The 17,390-nt window shown below is 54.2% G+C and carries 16 protein-coding genes and 1 tRNA gene; 8 read left to right on the top strand and 9 right to left on the bottom strand.

Annotated features, from left to right (window positions below; all coding sequences use genetic code 11):
* Position 1: 1 nt before the first annotated feature.
* Together Q7C21_RS21420 and orn are read right to left on the bottom strand one after the other, a co-directional pair.
* Positions 2-77, bottom strand: a tRNA-Gly gene (locus Q7C21_RS21420).
* 154 nt (positions 78-231) lie between these two features.
* On the bottom strand, positions 232-780 hold the full coding sequence (gene orn, locus Q7C21_RS21415; protein WP_003855299.1) for an oligoribonuclease: 549 nt from the start codon (positions 778-780) through the stop codon (positions 232-234).
* Positions 781-881: 101 nt separating this feature from the next.
* Between orn and rsgA the strand changes: the two genes are divergently transcribed.
* The 3 genes from rsgA to mscM all read left to right on the top strand — a co-directional run bounded on the left by rsgA (position 882) and on the right by mscM (position 6,346).
* Positions 882-1,931, top strand: a complete 1,050-nt coding sequence (gene rsgA, locus Q7C21_RS21410) for a small ribosomal subunit biogenesis GTPase RsgA (RefSeq protein WP_008925804.1) — start codon at positions 882-884, stop codon at positions 1,929-1,931.
* Positions 1,932-2,102: 171 nt separating this feature from the next.
* Positions 2,103-3,002: an archaetidylserine decarboxylase gene (gene asd, locus Q7C21_RS21405; protein ID WP_039659441.1), complete on the top strand. Its 900-nt coding sequence runs from the start codon at positions 2,103-2,105 to the stop codon at positions 3,000-3,002.
* A 14-nt stretch (positions 3,003-3,016) separates the two neighbouring features.
* On the top strand, positions 3,017-6,346 hold the full coding sequence (gene mscM, locus Q7C21_RS21400) for a miniconductance mechanosensitive channel MscM (protein WP_039659456.1): 3,330 nt from the start codon (positions 3,017-3,019) through the stop codon (positions 6,344-6,346).
* 49 nt (positions 6,347-6,395) lie between these two features.
* Here the strand turns inward: mscM and mdh are convergent, their stop codons facing one another.
* Positions 6,396-7,334 carry a malate dehydrogenase gene (gene mdh / locus Q7C21_RS21395; RefSeq protein ID WP_003855294.1) on the bottom strand — a complete coding sequence of 313 codons (939 nt, stop codon included), beginning with the start codon at positions 7,332-7,334 and terminating at the stop codon, positions 6,396-6,398.
* Between the two features lie 440 nt (positions 7,335-7,774).
* Between mdh and argR the strand changes: the two genes are divergently transcribed.
* The 4 genes from argR to yhcN (Q7C21_RS21375) all read left to right on the top strand — a co-directional run bounded on the left by argR (position 7,775) and on the right by yhcN (Q7C21_RS21375) (position 9,691).
* The gene (gene argR / locus Q7C21_RS21390) at positions 7,775-8,245 is read left to right on the top strand and encodes a transcriptional regulator ArgR (RefSeq protein WP_003855293.1); all 471 of its coding nucleotides are present in this window, start codon (positions 7,775-7,777) and stop codon (positions 8,243-8,245) included.
* 474 nt (positions 8,246-8,719) lie between these two features.
* Positions 8,720-8,983 carry a peroxide/acid stress response protein YhcN gene (gene yhcN / locus Q7C21_RS21385; protein WP_003855290.1) on the top strand — a complete coding sequence of 88 codons (264 nt, stop codon included), beginning with the start codon at positions 8,720-8,722 and terminating at the stop codon, positions 8,981-8,983.
* 85 nt (positions 8,984-9,068) lie between these two features.
* Positions 9,069-9,335, top strand: a complete 267-nt coding sequence (locus Q7C21_RS21380; RefSeq protein ID WP_003855289.1) for a YdgH/BhsA/McbA-like domain containing protein — start codon at positions 9,069-9,071, stop codon at positions 9,333-9,335.
* 92 nt (positions 9,336-9,427) lie between these two features.
* Positions 9,428-9,691, top strand: coding sequence for a peroxide/acid stress response protein YhcN (gene yhcN / locus Q7C21_RS21375; protein ID WP_003855286.1), 264 nt, complete (start codon positions 9,428-9,430; stop codon positions 9,689-9,691).
* A 53-nt stretch (positions 9,692-9,744) separates the two neighbouring features.
* On the opposite strand, the gene Q7C21_RS21370 is transcribed toward yhcN (Q7C21_RS21375), so the two are convergent.
* From Q7C21_RS21370 to aaeX, 5 genes are all read right to left on the bottom strand, one after another.
* On the bottom strand, positions 9,745-10,014 hold the full coding sequence (locus Q7C21_RS21370) for a hypothetical protein (RefSeq protein WP_003855285.1): 270 nt from the start codon (positions 10,012-10,014) through the stop codon (positions 9,745-9,747).
* Between the two features lie 57 nt (positions 10,015-10,071).
* Positions 10,072-11,523 carry an NAD-dependent succinate-semialdehyde dehydrogenase gene (locus tag Q7C21_RS21365; protein ID WP_003855282.1) on the bottom strand — a complete coding sequence of 484 codons (1,452 nt, stop codon included), beginning with the start codon at positions 11,521-11,523 and terminating at the stop codon, positions 10,072-10,074.
* 113 nt (positions 11,524-11,636) lie between these two features.
* Positions 11,637-13,589, bottom strand: a complete 1,953-nt coding sequence (gene aaeB, locus Q7C21_RS21360; RefSeq protein WP_039659442.1) for a p-hydroxybenzoic acid efflux pump subunit AaeB — start codon at positions 13,587-13,589, stop codon at positions 11,637-11,639.
* Between the two features lie 9 nt (positions 13,590-13,598).
* Complete coding sequence (aaeA, locus tag Q7C21_RS21355; RefSeq protein WP_008925808.1) at positions 13,599-14,531, bottom strand: p-hydroxybenzoic acid efflux pump subunit AaeA; 933 nt, start codon at positions 14,529-14,531, stop codon at positions 13,599-13,601.
* 7 nt (positions 14,532-14,538) lie between these two features.
* Complete coding sequence (gene aaeX / locus Q7C21_RS21350; protein WP_003855277.1) at positions 14,539-14,742, bottom strand: p-hydroxybenzoic acid efflux pump operon protein AaeX; 204 nt, start codon at positions 14,740-14,742, stop codon at positions 14,539-14,541.
* A 232-nt stretch (positions 14,743-14,974) separates the two neighbouring features.
* Between aaeX and aaeR the strand changes: the two genes are divergently transcribed.
* Complete coding sequence (gene aaeR, locus Q7C21_RS21345) at positions 14,975-15,892, top strand: HTH-type transcriptional activator AaeR (protein WP_003855274.1); 918 nt, start codon at positions 14,975-14,977, stop codon at positions 15,890-15,892.
* 33 nt (positions 15,893-15,925) lie between these two features.
* Here aaeR and tldD read toward each other — a convergent pair whose 3' ends face one another.
* The gene (tldD, locus tag Q7C21_RS21340; protein WP_008925809.1) at positions 15,926-17,371 is read right to left on the bottom strand and encodes a metalloprotease TldD; all 1,446 of its coding nucleotides are present in this window, start codon (positions 17,369-17,371) and stop codon (positions 15,926-15,928) included.
* Positions 17,372-17,390 lie beyond the last annotated feature (19 nt).

Here is a 17,390-nt window from a genome sequence, read left to right as displayed (position 1 = left end):
CTGGAGCGGGAAACGAGACTCGAACTCGCGACCCCGACCTTGGCAAGGTCGTGCTCTACCAACTGAGCTATTCCCGCGCCTTGTACCGTTAATAAATTCTTCACCGGTACGGGGTGCGCATTATACGAGAAATCGTTGCTGCTGCAAGCGTCTGAAAGCAAATATTTTCGCTTTCAGCGCGTTTGATGATTAAAACAGCAAACTGGTGATTTCATGCGCACCCTCAGTGGATTAAAGCTGCAAAAAGTGTTCGCGGTAGTAAGCCAGCTCCGCGACAGACTCACGGATATCATCCAGCGCCTGGTGCGTACCGCCTTTTTTGAAGCCAGGCAGGATCTCCGGTTTCCAGCGACGTGCCAGCTCTTTCAACGTACTGACATCCAGATAGCGATAATGGAAATACGCTTCCAGTTCAGGCATGTACTTAAACAGGAAGCGACGATCCTGCCCGATACTGTTACCACAGATAGGCGACGTGTTCGCCGGAACCCACTGTTTCAGAAACTCAATGGTCGCCAGCTCTGCTGCGCGATCGTCAATCTGACTCTCCTTCACCCGCGCAACCAGACCGCTGTTGGTATGGGTGCGGACATTCCACTCATCCATCAGCGCCAGCTGCGCATCGGACTGATGGACCGCCATGACCGGCCCTTCTGCCAGAATGTTCAGGTTGGCGTCAGTCACCAGGGTTGCAATCTCAATAATGCGATCGTGCGTCGGATCCAGTCCGGTCATCTCAAGATCAATCCAGATCAGATTCTGTTCATTTCCAGTAGCCATGCTTTTTCCTGCGGTTGCTGTAGTCGTCATTCACGATGAATAAGGTGTATCATAGACGTTTTGCCCAGCCGGGCGAAATCTGGCTAACGCTGTGAGGGTGAGTGAGTAAAAATAAACTGTCGAAGGGCCAACAACGTCGCGTAAGCGCTAACCACGATCGCCGTCTCAACCAACGCAGAGAGCGTCCGGAAGCGGATGACAACATGTTTGGTGAAGCTGCAGATGGGGTCGTTGTCAGTCGTTTTGGCATGCATGCTGATGTTGAGGATAGCGCAGGCGTCACCCACCGCTGCAATATCCGCCGCACGATCCGTTCTCTGGTAACGGGCGACCGGGTGATGTGGCGTCCGGCCACCAGCGGCGGCAAAGGCATTGTTGAAGCGGTGCATGAGCGCACCAGCGTATTAACCCGCCCCGATTTCTACGACGGCGTGAAGCCCATGGCGGCGAATATCGATCAGATCATTATCGTCTCTGCGATCCTGCCGGAACTGTCGCTTAACATCATCGATCGCTATCTGGTCGCCAGCGAAACGCTGGACATCGAACCGTTACTGGTCCTGAACAAAACCGATCTGCTGGATGACAAGGCGCGCGCCTTTGTCGATCAACAGATGGATATCTATCGCAACATTGGCTACCGCGTAGTGATGGTCTCCAGCCGGGCAAAAAACGGCCTGGACGATCTGAAAGCGGCCCTGACCGACCGCGTGAGTATCTTTGCTGGTCAGTCCGGTGTGGGTAAATCGAGTCTGTTGAATGCCCTGCTCGGCTTCGACAAAGAAGAGCAGGTCGCGATTCTGACCAACGAAGTGTCGGATGGCTCTGGCTTAGGCCAGCACACCACGACCGCATCGCGGCTGTATCACTTCCCGCACGGCGGCGACGTGATCGATTCTCCTGGCGTCCGTGAGTTTGGTTTGTGGCATCTGGAGCCGGAACAGGTAACACGCGGCTTTGTCGAATTCCGACCCTTCCTGGGCTATTGCAAATTCCGCGATTGTAAACATGACAGCGATCCGGGATGTGCCATTCGTGAAGCGGTCGAACAGGGAAAAATCAACCGGTCCCGTTTCGCTAACTACCACCGCATCCTGGAGAGCATGGCGCAGGTAAAAACGCGTAAAAATTTCCCTGATAGCGAAAATTAATCGGTATAACCGCGTCTGAACGGATAAGCCGGCGCTTTTTGCGAAGTGCGTTCCAGTGGTGCGTTCAGGCCGTGCAGCGTGCCGGAAATCGCGTATAGTCGCCATCTGAACGGGGCGCTGCTACAATCCGTCCCCTTTTTTACAACGTCCTGAAATAGCCAGGAGGCTAAGGTGTTTGATCGTTTAAAACTCGGCTTGAATCATATTCTCCCGAAGAAATGGCTGACTGAACTTGCCGGTTGGGGCGCCAGTCGCCGCGGTGGTTGGTTGACCAAACTGGTCATTGACATCTTTGTCTGGTTTTACAAAGTCGATATGGCGGAAGCGCGTAAGCCTGATACCGCAAGCTATCGCACGTTTAATGACTTTTTCGTTCGTCCGCTCAAAGACGATGCGCGTCCGCTGGATGCTGACGCCAGCCTCATTGCCCTGCCTGCGGATGGTGCGATCAGTCAGCTCGGCCATATTCATGGCGATCAGATTTTCCAGGCTAAAGGTCATCACTACACCATTGATGCCCTGCTGGCCGGCGATGAGCGGATGGCCGCTCAATTTGTGGAGGGTGAGTTCGTCACTACCTATCTGGCTCCACGCGATTATCACCGCGTCCACATGCCGTGTAACGGTATCCTGCGTGAGATGATTTACGTGCCCGGAGACCTCTACTCTGTAAATCCGCTGACCGCGCGTAACATTCCTAACCTGTTTGCCCGTAACGAGCGCGTTATCTGCTACTTCGAAACCGATATCGGCCCGATGGTGCAGATCCTGGTGGGTGCCACCATTGTCGGCAGTATTGAGACCGTCTGGGCTGGCACGATAACGCCGCCTCGTGAAGGCGTAATTAAGCGCTGGCATTATCCGGCTGCGGACGACGAAGGCGCCGTGGTGTTGCTGAAAGGTCAGGAAATGGGCCGCTTTAAACTCGGCTCTACCGTCATCAACCTGTTCGCGCCCGGTCGCGTCAAGCTGGCGGAAAGCCTGGAAGCAGAAAGCAAAACCCGTCTGGGTCAACCGCTGGCGATTGCGCTGCCGGTCTCCACAGACATTTCCGACGTCATTGTCGATTAAATTGAGTGTCCTCTGTGCGTTCGATTCTCCTCCTGCTGCTGAGCCTGTGGCTCAGCAGCCCGGCCTTTGCGGCCAGCCTTCCTGACGCCAGCCAGCTCAAACAGCAGCTGGAAGAGATAAAATCGGCCAAAAGTTCTCCGGCTCAGGCCGAACAGATCCAGACAATTGAAGCCGCCTTAAACTTCCTCTCAGAACGTGATGATTCCCTGGAGCGCGCGGCGCAATATCAGCAGGTGATTGATGACTTCCCGCGTCTGGCGCGCGAATTGCGTCAGCAGATTGCTGCGCTGAGTGACAACGGAAAAACGGTGCGAAGCAACATGAGCAGCGCCGAGCTGGATCAGGAGATCCTGCAGGTTAGCAGCCAGTTGCTGGAAGAGGGCCGTCAGGCGCGCCAGGAGCAGGATCGTGCGCGGGAGATCAGTGATTCATTGTCGCAGCTTCCACAGCAGCAGACGGAAGCGCGTCGGGCGATGACGGAGAGTGAACGCCGGCTGCAGGGCGTCAGCAGCAGTTCACCGCAGGGCCAGTTGCAGCTGGCAGCGCGTCAGGCTGAAAGTGCCGCGAATAAAGCACTCGTCGATGAACTTGAGCTGGCACAGCTCTCTGCCAATAATCGCCAGGAACTGGCGCGGATGCGGGCTGAAGCCCACCAGCGCAAAGCCACTCAGCTCGACAACTATCTGCAGGCACTGCGTAACCAGCTCAACGATCAGCGGCAACGCGAAGCGGAAGTTGCACTGGCCCGTACCGAGCAACTGGCGGAAAACAGTGGCGATCTGCCCCCAGAGATTAGCGATCAGTTTCGGGTTAACCGTGAACTCTCGGTTGCCCTGAATCAACAGGCGCAGCGCATGGATCTGGTGGCATCGCAGCAGCGGCTGGCGACTAATCAGATTATTCAGGTCCGTCAGGCGCTCTCTACACTGCGCGAGCAGTCCCAGTGGCTGGGGGCTTCTAATCTGCTGGGCGAAGCGCTTCGGGCACAGGTTGCGCGCCTGCCGGAGATGCCTAAGTCGCAGCAGATTGACAATGAGATGGCACAGCTTCGCGTACAGCGTCTCTATTATGAAGATCTGCTGGAGCGCCAGGAGACGCTGCGCAAGGGACGACAGGCCGATGGTCAACCCTTTACTGCTGAACAGAAGCGTATTCTTGATGCACAGCTACGCACCCAGCGGGAGCTGCTTAATTCGCTGATATCTGGCTGTGACACGCTGATTCTGGAGATTACCAAGCTCAAAGTCGGCAACACCCAGTTGCAGGATGCGCTGACGGAAGTCAAAGACGCGACCCACCGCTATCTTTTCTGGACCGCCGATGTCAGTCCGATCGGTTTAAGTTATCCGCTGGATCTGGCCAAAGATCTTTCCCGTCTGCTGTCGCTGGATACGCTGGGTCAGCTTGGCAAAGCGATGGCGATGATGTTTACCAGCCGCAATTCGGTGATCCCCATTATGGGTGCCTTGCTGCTGGTCGGCTTCAGCATCAGTTCTCGTCGTCACTTCAATGCTTTCCTTGATCGCTCCGCCAGCAAAGTCGGCAAGGTCACCCAGGATCGTTTCCGCCTGACCATCCGCACCGTGTTCTGGTCGATCCTGGTGGCGCTACCGCTACCGGTATTGTGGGGGGCATTGGGTTATGGTCTGCAGAACGCCTGGCCCTACCCTATCGCCGTGGCAATTGGTGATGGTATTACCGCCACGCTGCCGCTGCTGTGGGCGTTTATGATCAGCGCCGCCTTTGCCCGTCCCAACGGACTCTTCATTGTGCATTTCCGCTGGCCGCAAAATCGGGTGGCGCGCGCCATGCGCTACTACTCGCTGAGTATCGGCCTGATTGTGCCGCTTATTATGCTGCTGATCGCCTTTGGCAATCTGGAGGATCGACAGTTCTCCTCGTCACTGGGCCGTCTCTGTTTCATCCTGATTTGCGGGGCAATCAGCATTGTTACCGTCAGCCTGAAACGTTCCGGCATTCCGCTTTATCTCGATAAAGAAGGAAATGGCGAGAACATGGTGAACCGGATGCTGTGGAACCTGATGATCGCCATGCCACTGATGGCTGCCCTCGCCTCTGCTGTGGGTTATCTGGCTACTGCGCAGGCGCTGCTGGCGCGACTGGAGACCTCCGTCGCCATCTGGTTCCTGCTTCTGGTTATCTATCACATCATCCGCCGCTGGATGCTGATTCAGCGCCGCCGTCTTGGCTTTGATCGCGCCCGTCAGCGCCGTGCCGATATGCTGGCTAATCGTGCGCGCAGCGAAGAAGAGAAGGAGCAAGGCTCTCTCAATACCGACGCGATTGAGATCGAAGAGCCTGTGATCGATCTGGATGCGATCAGTGCGCAGTCGCTGCGGCTGGTGCGCTCGATCCTGACGCTGATCGCTCTGGTCTCTGTGATTGTGCTGTGGTCAGAGATCCACTCGGCCTTCGGCTTCCTGGAGAATATTCAGCTGTGGGATGTCAGTACGTCCGTACAGGGCGTCGAGTCGATTCAACCCATCACGCTGGGGTCAGTCCTGATCGCTATTCTGGTGTTTATTATCACCACGCAGCTTGTGCGTAACATGCCCGCACTGCTTGAACTGGCGTTGTTGCAGCATCTCAATCTGACGCCTGGCACAGGTTATGCCATCACCACACTGACCAAATATCTGCTGCTGCTGATTGGCGGACTGATTGGTTTCTCAATGATCGGCATTGAGTGGTCGAAACTGCAGTGGCTGGTTGCCGCACTGGGTGTAGGACTGGGGTTTGGTCTGCAGGAGATTTTTGCCAACTTTATCTCTGGCCTGATTATCCTGTTCGAAAAGCCCATTCGTATCGGCGATACCGTGACGATCCGTGACCTGACCGGCAGTATCACGCGGATTAATACCCGTGCGACCACCATTACCGACTGGGACCGCAAAGAGATCATCGTGCCCAACAAGGCCTTTATCACCGAGCAGTTTATTAACTGGTCGCTGTCAGATTCCGTCACGCGCGTGGTACTGACTATTCCGGCACCGGCGAAAGTGAGTAGTGAACAGGTCACAACCATTCTGATTCAGGCGGCTGAGCGCTGCAGCTATGTGCTGGACACGCCGCAGCCAGAAGCCTTCCTGGTCGATCTGCAGCAGGGAATTCAGTTGTTTGAACTCCGTGTGCATGCTGCGGAGATGGGACACCGAATGCCGCTGCGCCACGAGCTGCATCAGTTGATTCTGAGCGGATTTGACCAGCACGGTATTGAGATGCCGTTCCCGCCATTCCAGATGCGTATGGAGACCCTGGGCAAGAAGGTGCCTGCCAGCAACGGGGCACCTGCAGCCCGCGCCTATAAATCTGGCGGCCTGTAATGCAAAACGCCCGGCAAAGCCGGGCGTTATTACAACTCTGAGCCGTCAGTTACTGCTTAACGAACTCTTCGCCCTGAGCGATATCTTTCTTCAGCGTGTCCAGCATGCCTGACAGCGCCTGCTGTTCGAACGCGCTGAGAGTACCAATTGGCATGCGTTCAGCAATGCCGTTTTTACCTAACAGCAATGGCTGAGAGAAGAAGCGGGCATGTTCACCCTCACCTTCCACGTAAGCACACTCCACCACATTCGCCTCACCCTTCAGTGCACGAACCAGTGATAAACCGAAACGTGCAGCTGCCTGGCCCATCGACAGCGTGGCCGAACCGCCACCCGCTTTGGCTTCCACCACTTCGGTACCGGCGTTCTGAATGCGTTTGGTCAGATCAGCCACTTCCTGATCGCTGAAGCTGACACCTTTGACCTGCGACAGGAGCGGCAGAATGGTTACACCAGAGTGACCGCCAATGACCGGTACTTCAATCTGATCTGGCTGTTTGCCTTTCAGCGCTGCCACGAAGGTATTGGCACGGATGATGTCCAGTGTGGTGACACCGAACAGGCGATTTTTGTCGTAAACGCCATGCTTTTTCAGCACTTCTGCCGCAATCGCAACGGTGGTGTTAACCGGATTGGTAATAACACCAATCAATGCTTCAGGCGCCGTGGTAGCGACCTGTTCGATCAGGTTCCGAACAATACCAGCGTTAACGTTAAACAGGTCTGCGCGATCCATACCAGGTTTACGTGCGACACCCGCGGAAATCAGTACCACATCTGCACCTTGTAAGGCGGGGGTGGCATCTTCTCCACTGAACCCCTGGATAGACACTGCAGTAGGAATATGGCTGAGATCGACGGCAACGCCCGGTGTAACCGGCGCGATGTCATACAGTGAGAGTTCTGAACCTGCGGGAAGCTGGGTTTTGAGCAGAAGTGCGAGCGCCTGGCCTATGCCGCCAGCGGCACCGAGAACGGCAACTTTCATTCTTAACTCCTTATTAAGGTGGGGCAGAGATGGGCCGAAATTCTATCTGTGTCAGACCTTAATCAACTGCTCAGGCGATGATAAATATCCGCTGTTAATTCTACGTGTTTTCACAGTTAATCGCCGGATTCAAAAGTTACTTATCATTGCGCCTGAATGACCGACAACTTTGCCGTCGTCAGACAGAGAACGGCTGTGAGCGTTTTCTGTTGCTATTTCTGTTACTACACCACCAATAATATAACAACTTTGCAACCTTCGCCTTCCGGGGCTGTGACGGGGGTTTTGGTCTGAGCGTATTTATTTGCTATTATCGCCGCCCGCTAGCCGCCCGAACCCTGCTCATCAATCGACCGATTGCATAAAAATGCATTAAAATGCATAATCACCACTCTGCCGCAGGCGGCTGCGCGGTTATTCTCTCTATTTATTGGTAACCTATGCGAAACCCATCGAAACAAGACGATCTGATCAAGGCTTTTAAAGCCTTATTAAAAGAAGAAAAATTCAGTTCCCAGGGCGAAATTGTTCAGGCGCTTCAGGATCAGGGCTTTGAAAATATCAATCAGTCCAAAGTCTCGCGCATGCTAACCAAGTTTGGCGCTGTGCGCACCCGCAATGCCAAGATGGAGATGGTCTATTGCCTGCCTGCTGAGCTGGGTGTGCCGACCACGACAAGTCCGTTAAAAAACCTGGTACTGGATATCGACTACAACGATGCCCTGGTGGTAATTCATACCAGCCCGGGCGCAGCACAGCTGATTGCACGCCTGCTGGATTCACTGGGTAAGTCGGAAGGAATTCTTGGCACCATTGCTGGCGATGACACGATCTTTATCACCCGTGCGCGCGACTTCACGGTTAAGCAACTGCACAGCGCAATCCTGAACCTGTTTGAACAGGAACTGTGATTGCTGACTGACGGCCTGCACTCCCGTGCCAGGTCGTCAGTTTGTTTTCTCTTCTCACCGTGTTACATCACACTGTTCCGCTGCTTAATATGTCATAAGCCCGCTTTCATGCGCCTGACCGTCAGACATATCGCTTACTCTGCTTCACTATTTGCGCTATTTTACACTGCTTTACATCACCGATCCGGTAACATTGCCCGGATCCAGATCAAACTCCAGTCCAATCCCCGCCAACTTTCGCACTAAACGTTAAAGTGATCTATCTCACTGTTTTTGTGATTATAAAACCCTCAAAGGCTACTTTTTAACCCGTTTTTATAACGTTAAGTTATTAAAAGTAGCCATAAGGATAAAGAATCACAAAAAAACATTATTAGCGGAGTATTAATTTCTGTCGTTATTAGTTCTATACTTCTTTTCGTGATGCAAATCACACTAACTAAAAAGATAAAAATAGACGACGAGGAAATATCTATGAACGTAAAAACTACCATCGCTGCCCTGAGCATTCTCTCTGCCCTTTCATTTGGTGCAGTTGCCGCAGAATCTATCGATGCCTCTCAGGCACAGGATCTGCAGGCAGTCGGCACCATCAGTGTCAGCGGCGTTGCCGGTTCACCGATGGATATTAAGCAGCAACTCAGTGACAAAGCCGATCAGCAGGGCGCAAAAGCCTATCGCGTGATTGAGGCTTACAACAACGGCAATTATCACGCTACCGCCGCACTATATAACTAAGGCGTAGCCCGATAATGCCAGTGGTTCTCCGTCTGACGCGCCCTTTGCGCTCCGGAGTGAAGCAAATAATTCAGGAGATTTGACCATGAAAACGAAATTAGCGATTGCCGCACTGAGTCTGGCTTCACTGTTCTCAGTAGGTGCCAGTGCTGCAAGCCTGGTGTCCAATGAGCAGGCACAGGGCCTGCAATCAATGAATCAGACCATCAGTATTGGTGGACGCAACGGTGACCAGACGCATGTCCGTCAGGTCCTGTCTGAGAAAGCGGACGCACAGGGTGCAAGCCACTATCGCATCATCGAAAACAACCAGGATAACACCTGGCATGTCACCGCTGAGCTTTATAAATAATTAACCGTGATGGCGCCTGAAGGCGCATGAAAATATCGACGACCCGCCTTTATGAGTAACCGCAGGTTGTTGATTGTATTGAGGAGATAATCATGAATATCAAAACAACCATCGCTACAGTCAGTCTGCTTTCCGTTATGGCGTTTGGCGCATCTGCTGCGCAGCTGGTAACCGGCGATCAGACGCAGAACCTGCAGCCTGCGGGCACCGTAAGCATCAGTGGAACCGCGGGTGCACCAATGGATTACCGTGCAGCGCTTTCACAGAAAGCGGATGAACAAGGTGCCAGCGCCTATAAAGTCATTGAAGCGCGCACGGGTGATAACTACCACATCACCGCACAGCTTTATAAGTAATTCCTCGTCAGATTTATGACGAACCCTTTGGCCCCGCTCGCCGGGGCCTTTTTTTATCTGACGTTAAAGTGCAGCCTGCCTTCCAGCTCCTCTTCCGCTTCATCAAATAACAGAATCAGCGCACCATAGCGACGCCGCTGTCCCCTGCCGAGATTTATAAATTCAATCTCCAGTGGCATGGGTAACAGATCGCTCGTCACGACATCCCATAATCCATCCAGGTCGCAGATGCGGCGTTCCTCCAGCGTAAAACGCTCGCTGAACTGGCGGAAAAAATGGGCCTGATCGACAATTTCATTAAAATCAAAACGCTCGATTTTCATGCTGACGGCTCCCATGCTCCGTCTGCGGGCGGCCTTTGCCGCCCCCGTTCATGTCCGCTAGTCCAAGCCGCCCAGATGCAGCGCTTTGACCTCCAGATACTCCTCCATGCCAAGTACCGAGCCTTCCCGACCCAGACCCGACTCTTTAACACCACCAAAGGGTGCCAGCTCGGTTGAAACAGCACATTCATTAATACCGATCATGCCACTTTCCAGCGCCGCTGAAACACGGAACACCCGTTGCAGATTTTGAGTGTAAAAGTAAGCGGCAAGACCAAACGGCGTATCGTTGGCCCGGCGGATGACATCCTCTTCGTCATCAAAGCGGAAACAGGCGGCCACCGGACCAAACGTCTCTTCCTGGGCGAGTTGCATACCTTCGTGTGCCTCGGTAATTACGGTCGGCTGCCAGAAGTTGCCGCCCAGTGCATGACGTTCGCCGCCCGCCAGTAATTTGCCACCTTTCGCTACCGCGTCTTTAACGTGTTGCTCAACCTTCTCCACTGCTGATGCTTCAATTAAGGGGCCGACAATGACGCCCTCTTCCATCCCGTTGCCCACCTTCAGCGCGTTCACTTCGGCGGCCAGTTGTTGTGTGAAGCGGTCATAGACGGCGTTGTGAATGTAAAAGCGATTAACGCTGACGCACACCTGGCCCGCATTGCGAAATTTGTTGGCAATCGCACCCTGAACGGCAGCCTCAATGTCGGCATCGTCGAACACGATATAAGGGGCATTCCCGCCAAGCTCCATCGATACTTTTTTCATGGTTTCGGCGGCATTGCGCATCAGCAGCTTGCCCACCTGGGTAGAGCCGGTAAACGAGATTTTGCGCACCCCTTTGCTGGCCATGATTGCATCGCTGATAGCATGAGTATCACCCGCGACCGCGTTCAGTACGCCATCTGGCACGCCTGCCTGCTTCGCCAGTGCCAGCAAGGCAAAGGCGGAAAGTGGCGTGTTGTTGGCGGGTTTAATAATGCCGGTACAGCCTGCTGCCAGAGCCGGGCCCAGTTTGCGGGTCAGCATTGCCATCGGAAAATTCCACGGCGTGATGGCAGCCACTACGCCAATCGGCTCGCGAGTGGCCAGAATACGGGAGCCTGGTTTTGCGGGTGGAATGATCTCTCCATTAGCTCGTTTCGCCTGCTCGGCAAACCACTGGATAAAACTGGCGGCATACTCGACTTCCCCTTCCGCCTCTTTCAGGGGCTTGCCTTGTTCGGTCGTCATTAGCTGTCCAAGCCAGCGCTTATTCTCAATGATCAACTGATACCAGCGAGTAAGAATGTCAGCGCGCTCTTTCGCCGTCTTCGCCCGCCAGGCAGGAAAGGCACGTTCTGCGGCGGCGATTGCCTGTTCCGTTTCAGCTTTCCCTGCTTTTGCAACCTGCGCAATCACCTCACCGGTTGCCGGGTTAGTGACGTCAAAAGTGGAGGCAGCCTGATGCCACTGACCGTCCGCTAAATAGCCGGTCCGGAACAGTTCGCTCTCTTGCAGTGATTTCATTGATTCGCTCCTGTCAGTTTTACGCTTCCGTCTGAAGAGTATAGTTGGCAAAAGCGACAGATTTTGTGTCGGGCGGGGATTGCGCCGGCCGCTGCAGGTGACAGCGGCCAGTTTCAGATTTGGATGAGCGTGTTCTGATACTTATCCAGCATCATCGCCAGTCGTTTTACGGGTTCTGTTACGCTGACGGGTGCATCGTAATGGACCAGTTTCTCCTGATAGACATCCAGCTCCTTCAGCAGACGCTCAAAGTAGTAACGGCGCTTGTCGTCGCTGCTGGCGGAGATCACCCGATCTGCGGTGTAACGCAGTTGTCGGTGATACGCAGAGAGGTCTGCGTTAACCGGCACGTCTGCATCACGTAAGCGCTGATGGCCAATGATCAGTGTCAGCGCGATGCGATATTTATTGATATCGCCTGGAAACAGATTCAGCAGCAAAAACAGTTGCTGATAGAGCGCTGGCAAATGGTTTTCACGTCGCCGCGCCTGATTGGTGGTCATGGCGGAGACGGCCGCATACATAAAGCGATTCAGCAGCTTGCGTCCGGTACGCGCCTTTGATTTATCACGAATTAACAGGATCACCATCATCGCCACAAAGCAGCCGATAACCTGTCCGAGCACGTTGTCCAGAAAGACATTGGTGTGAAATTGCATCGGATTATCAAGAACCACGACGTTGAGAGTACCAATTAAGGCGCCCAGCGTGCCGATCTGACGCCGCTGAATAAAGATGCCAGCGATAAAGCCCAGCACGCCAATTGCGATGCAGAGCAGCAATGCGCTCTGCTGAGTAGCAGGGAGAACATACATAAAGTAGAGCGCACCCAGCGGAACCGCGACTGTCATGCCGTAGAGAAAATCTTTGGCCATCATCAGTGGATTAGGCATACGCATTGCCAGTGCGGTGATTACCGCCAGCATCACCATACAGCCACTGCCTGAGGTCCAGCCGGTATAAAGCCAGAACAGTGAACCCAGCGCAGTCGCAACGAAGGTACGAATACCGTTGATCATCGCATGATGTGTTTCAGCGGAACGCGCCTGAATCACCACTTCCCGCTGTAAAATCTCCTCTTCCAGCGAGGTGATTCGGCTGTTGCTTTTGATACCATTGAGCAGCAGGAGATATTCGGTGGCAGTGCTAACCCAACTGGCCAGCGTGACCGGCGTCGATTTGCCACTGGCACCGATCACCCGCCGCATCACTTTCATCCGCTTGTGCACCTCTTCAACCGTCGACGCGGGCTTTTCAACCATCAAACGATATTGAGGCGGAATGTAGTCAGGGCGAGAATTCTGAATGAGGAAGGTTTCAGCAGCCTGCGTAATCAGCGTCAGCGACAACGTGTTCAGCATCTGCAAACGGCGGTGACTGTTCTTCCAGCGTGACGACTCCATCATCAGCTGGCTGCGCATGCTGTTCAGGGCTGAAGTGCGACGCACCAGGGCTCCCCATGCTTTGTCGACCTCTTCTTTATCACCATGTGCGACGCAGAGTTGCAGCAGGTGATAATGCGCCACCAGCAGCGAATCCACTTCGGCGTCGATCACTTTTTTGATTGAACGTGGCGAGAAGATCATGTCGGCCAGAATGGCACACAAAATACCGAGAACGATTTCACTGCAACGCTCAACGGCGTATTGCGGTACCAGTGTCAGACCGCCGCTGGCGTTGGCCGTGACCACAATAATGAGCGCCGTGTAGCCCGCCAGTCCCAGTGCGTAAGAGTTTTCAACTTTGATCAGCGACGAGAGCCAGACGCAGAGCCCTGCCCAGATGCAGCACAGCAGCAGCATCACGACCGGCGCACGAACGGTGGCAATCATGATGGTCAGCGCGGCAATACACCCAATGAATGTCCCGATAATACGCAAAACACCGCGATAACGCAGCGCCCCGGAATAGGGATCACCACCGGCCGCAAACGCGGTGCCGCCCGCCACGATCCCGGCGGTCATCACTGCCCAGCGTGGCGTTTCAAGGTTCAGGTGGAACCCCACCATCAGCGCTAATACCAGCGCAAAGGTGAGTTTTACCGGGAAACGCAGAAACTGGATCATATCGCCCTCTTAACCAAACTCACGCAGGCGATTAAACAGTCGGATCATCGGTGACACCTGTTCAGGCTGACGATCGACCTGGCCCGTTATCACCACCGTTGCCGTGGTTCCTGCCGGGAAGCGATTACCTGGCTGGTCATCCAGCCGAATTCGCACAGGCACACGCTGCGCCAAACGGACCCACTCCAGGTTGGAGTCCACTGTTGCCATACCTTTACTGTCGACCGAGCTGCTGCTATTGGTCACGCCAGCCGCCACACTATCGACCGTGCCACGCAATACAATGTTGCTGCCAAGCGGCGTAACTTCCGCGCGGTAACCCTTCTCAACACCGTGCAGTTTGGTCTCTTCCAGGTAAGCCAGTACATAGAAGGAGTGCTGCTGAACCAGCGCTACTGCCACAGAACCGCGGGTAATAAACTCACCCTGGTAGACATTAAGGTTAGTGACCCAGCCGTCGGATGGCGCTTTTACAGTGGTGCGTTCAAGGTCAATCGCCGCCAGATCGCGTGTTGCCACCGATTTCGCCAGCTGATGCTCGCTGGTTTGCAGATCGTTATTGGATTGCTCGATAGCCTCGCGCGACATCGCGGAGGTGCCAAGCTGATTTCGTCGTCCGGCTTCGCGACGTTTCTCACTCACCAGTGCCTGATAGTACTCAACATCCGCCTGTGCCTGATCAAGCGCTTTCTGATAGCGCGGCCGATCAACCACAAACAGCGTATCGCCCTTTTTAACCAGCTGATTGTCGTGTACCGGAACATCGGTAATGAGGCCGGTGACGTCAGGCGAAATCGCCACCACGTCTGCCGCGAAACGTGCATCCCGGGTCCAGGGCGATTCGGTGTAGAACACCCAGGCGCGGAAAATGATTACCACAGCGATGATGACCAGCAGAATAGTGATCGCGTAGCGCGCGATTTTTCTTATGAGTGCTTTCACTTCAACCTCAGACTAATAAACGGGAGACAAGGTAAAACACACAGCAGTAAAGCGCTGTATTAAAAAGTGCCGGATGCCAGACAAGATCGTAGATACCGCTCGGCGTGAGCACACGTTTCACTAACCAGAACAGCATCAGTGAAATAATAAGTTCGATGAAAACGGGCGGAAAAGAGAGCCCAAACATGACAAATACCGGAAGCACACTCATCAAAAATCCTTAGTTCGACCTTGCCGGGATACTCCTTTGCCTTTTCAGATTTCGCGGGAAACCCATCTGGCAGCGCTATCCGAACCGCAGCTGGCTTAATAATAGCGTATCATCGAAGGGTATCAGGCAATGAAGAATCACCGGGAAATACCCCGGCGCGCATATAGTAACGCGCCTGACTATACGTTTTCTACAGAATGTGATCTAAATCACTTTTAAGCCAGAGTAAATAATGGAACGACTGAAAGGCATGTCTGTCTTCGCCAGAGTGGTCGAACTGGGTTCGTTTACCGCCGCGGCACGCCAGCTTCATCTTAGCGTCTCATCAATTAGCCAGATTGTCGCGAAACTGGAAGATGCATTGCAGGTTAAGCTGCTGAATCGCAGCACCCGCAGTATCGGGCTGACCGAAGCGGGTAAAATCTATTATCAGGGTTGTCGCCGTATGCTGGCCGAAGCGACGCAGGTGCACGAGCAGCTCTACGCGTTTAACAACACGCCCATTGGCGAGCTGCGAATCGGCAGCTCCTCAACCATGGCGCAGAATGTGTTAGCCGGCATGACCAGCGACATGCTGCGGGAGTACCCGGGACTGAGTGTGAATCTGGTTACCGGTGTACCGGCGCCGGATTTGATTGCGGATGGTCTGGATCTGGTGATTCGGGTGGGCGCACTAAAAGACTCCAGCCTCTTTTCACGTCGTCTTGGTGCCATGCCAATGGTGGTGTGCGCTGCAAAAAGCTATCTGACGCAGCATGGCACGCCCGAGAAACCAGCTGACATCGATAATTTTTCCTGGCTGGAATATAGCGTACGGCCCGACAACAATTTCGAGCTGATTGCGCCGGAAGGCCTGGTGACCCGCCTGTCACCGCAGGGACGGTTCGTGACGAATGATTCACTGACGCTAATCCGCTGGCTGAAGTCGGGCAATGGCATCGCCTATGTGCCAATGATGTGGGTGATTAATGAGATCAACGCGGGTGAGATCGATATTCTTTTTCCGCAGTATCAGTCCGATCCGCGGCCGGTCTACGCACTCTATACCGAGAAAGATAAGTTGCCGCTTAAGGTGCAGGTTTGTATCGATTACCTGACCGGCTATTTTGAACAGGTGGCTGAACAGTATCAGCAGCACCGTAAAAGCTAACAACCCGCCAGGTGGCGGGTTGTTGAGGTCACATCAGGCGGTGCCGCCGATGGTCAGTTTATCCAGCTTCAGCGTAGGCTGACCGACACCGACCGGCAGGCTCTGGCCCTCTTTACCGCAGACGCCCACGCCTTTATCCAGCGCCAGGTCGTTACCCACCATCGAGATCTGCTGCATCGCTTCAATGCCGGAGCCAATCAGCGTGGCACCTTTGACCGGTTTGGTGATTTTGCCGTTCTCAATCAGATAAGCCTCTGAGGTTGAGAAGACAAATTTGCCGGAGGTGATATCCACCTGACCGCCCCCAAAGTTTGGCGCATAGATGCCGTACTCAACGCTTTCAATAATATCCTGCGGTGATGATTTGCCTGCCAGCATGTAGGTGTTGGTCATGCGCGGCATCGGCAGATGGGCGTAGGATTCGCGGCGTCCGTTACCGGTCGGGCTGACGCCCATCAGTCGCGCATTGAGCTTGTCCTGCATGTAGCCTTTCAGCACACCATTCTCAATCAGCATGTTGTACTGGCCGGGAACACCTTCATCATCCACCGCCAGTGAACCGCGCAGCCCTTCAAGGGTGCCGTCATCCACCACGGTACAGAGTTCAGACGCAACCTGCTGACCGATTTTACCGCTGAACACTGAGGTGCCACGGCGGTTAAAGTCGCCTTCCAGACCGTGACCAACTGCTTCATGCAACAGGACGCCAGGCCAGCCCGCACCCAGCACCACCGGCAATGCGCCGGCAGGTGCCGCTACAGCAGAGAGATTAACCAACGCCATGCGCACCGCTTCACGCGCCCAGGCATCAGCGCGCACTTCGCCATTTTCATCTTCAAGGAAGAACGTATAACCGGTACGCGCACCGCCGCCGCTTGCGCCGCGTTCACGCTTGCCCTGATCTTCAACCTGAACGCTGATAGAGAGGCGAACCAGCGGACGAACGTCAGCCGCCAGTGTGCCGTCAGTCGCGGCCACCAGCACCTGCTCGTAAACACCGGTCAGGCTGGCATTGACTTCCTGCACGCGCGGGTCAGCCGCACGGGCCACTTTATCAACGCGATGCAGCAGGGCAATTTTATCTTCACGTGTCAGGCTGCTCAGCGGATCGACCGCAGAATAGAGCGAACGGTTCATTACGGCAGAGAGCGTATGTGCCTTGCCATTTCCCTGTTCACGTACGATGCTACGTGCCGCTTCAGAGGAGAGACGCAGTGCATTCAGTGTGATCTGGTCTGCATAGGCGAAGCCGGTTTTCTCACCACTGACCGCGCGAACGCCCACACCCTGATCGATATGGTATGAGCCATCTTTAATAATTTTATCTTCCAGCACCCAGGATTCGTGAAAGCTGGATTGAAAATAGAGATCGGCATAATCCAGACGACGTTCTGAAAGCTGCCCTAACAGGGAAAATAGGTCCTGCTGATTAATGCCGTTAGCAGTCAGTAACTGCTCACTTACCAGGTTCAGAGTCATCGTTTCTCACTCATTATGT

The sequence above is a fragment of the Pantoea sp. ANP04 genome, assembly GCF_041982285.1.
GTDB lineage: Bacteria > Pseudomonadota > Gammaproteobacteria > Enterobacterales > Enterobacteriaceae > Pantoea > Pantoea eucalypti.
This window is presented reverse-complemented; position numbering and strand designations above follow the sequence as displayed.

Coding starts and splice junctions, on each gene's coding strand:
- yhcN (WP_003855290.1), top strand. CDS start 8,720: ATGAACGTAAAAACTACCATCGCTGCCCTGAGCATTCTCTCTGCCCTT.
- Q7C21_RS21365 (WP_003855282.1), bottom strand. CDS start 11,523: ATGAAATCACTGCAAGAGAGCGAACTGTTCCGGACCGGCTATTTAGCG.
- orn (WP_003855299.1), bottom strand. CDS start 780: ATGGCTACTGGAAATGAACAGAATCTGATCTGGATTGATCTTGAGATG.
- Q7C21_RS21370 (WP_003855285.1), bottom strand. CDS start 10,014: ATGAAAATCGAGCGTTTTGATTTTAATGAAATTGTCGATCAGGCCCAT.
- argR (WP_003855293.1), top strand. CDS start 7,775: ATGCGAAACCCATCGAAACAAGACGATCTGATCAAGGCTTTTAAAGCC.
- mdh (WP_003855294.1), bottom strand. CDS start 7,334: ATGAAAGTTGCCGTTCTCGGTGCCGCTGGCGGCATAGGCCAGGCGCTC.
- aaeB (WP_039659442.1), bottom strand. CDS start 13,589: ATGATCCAGTTTCTGCGTTTCCCGGTAAAACTCACCTTTGCGCTGGTA.
- aaeX (WP_003855277.1), bottom strand. CDS start 14,742: ATGAGTGTGCTTCCGGTATTTGTCATGTTTGGGCTCTCTTTTCCGCCC.
- aaeR (WP_003855274.1), top strand. CDS start 14,975: ATGGAACGACTGAAAGGCATGTCTGTCTTCGCCAGAGTGGTCGAACTG.
- Q7C21_RS21380 (WP_003855289.1), top strand. CDS start 9,069: ATGAAAACGAAATTAGCGATTGCCGCACTGAGTCTGGCTTCACTGTTC.
- yhcN (WP_003855286.1), top strand. CDS start 9,428: ATGAATATCAAAACAACCATCGCTACAGTCAGTCTGCTTTCCGTTATG.
- tldD (WP_008925809.1), bottom strand. CDS start 17,371: ATGACTCTGAACCTGGTAAGTGAGCAGTTACTGACTGCTAACGGCATT.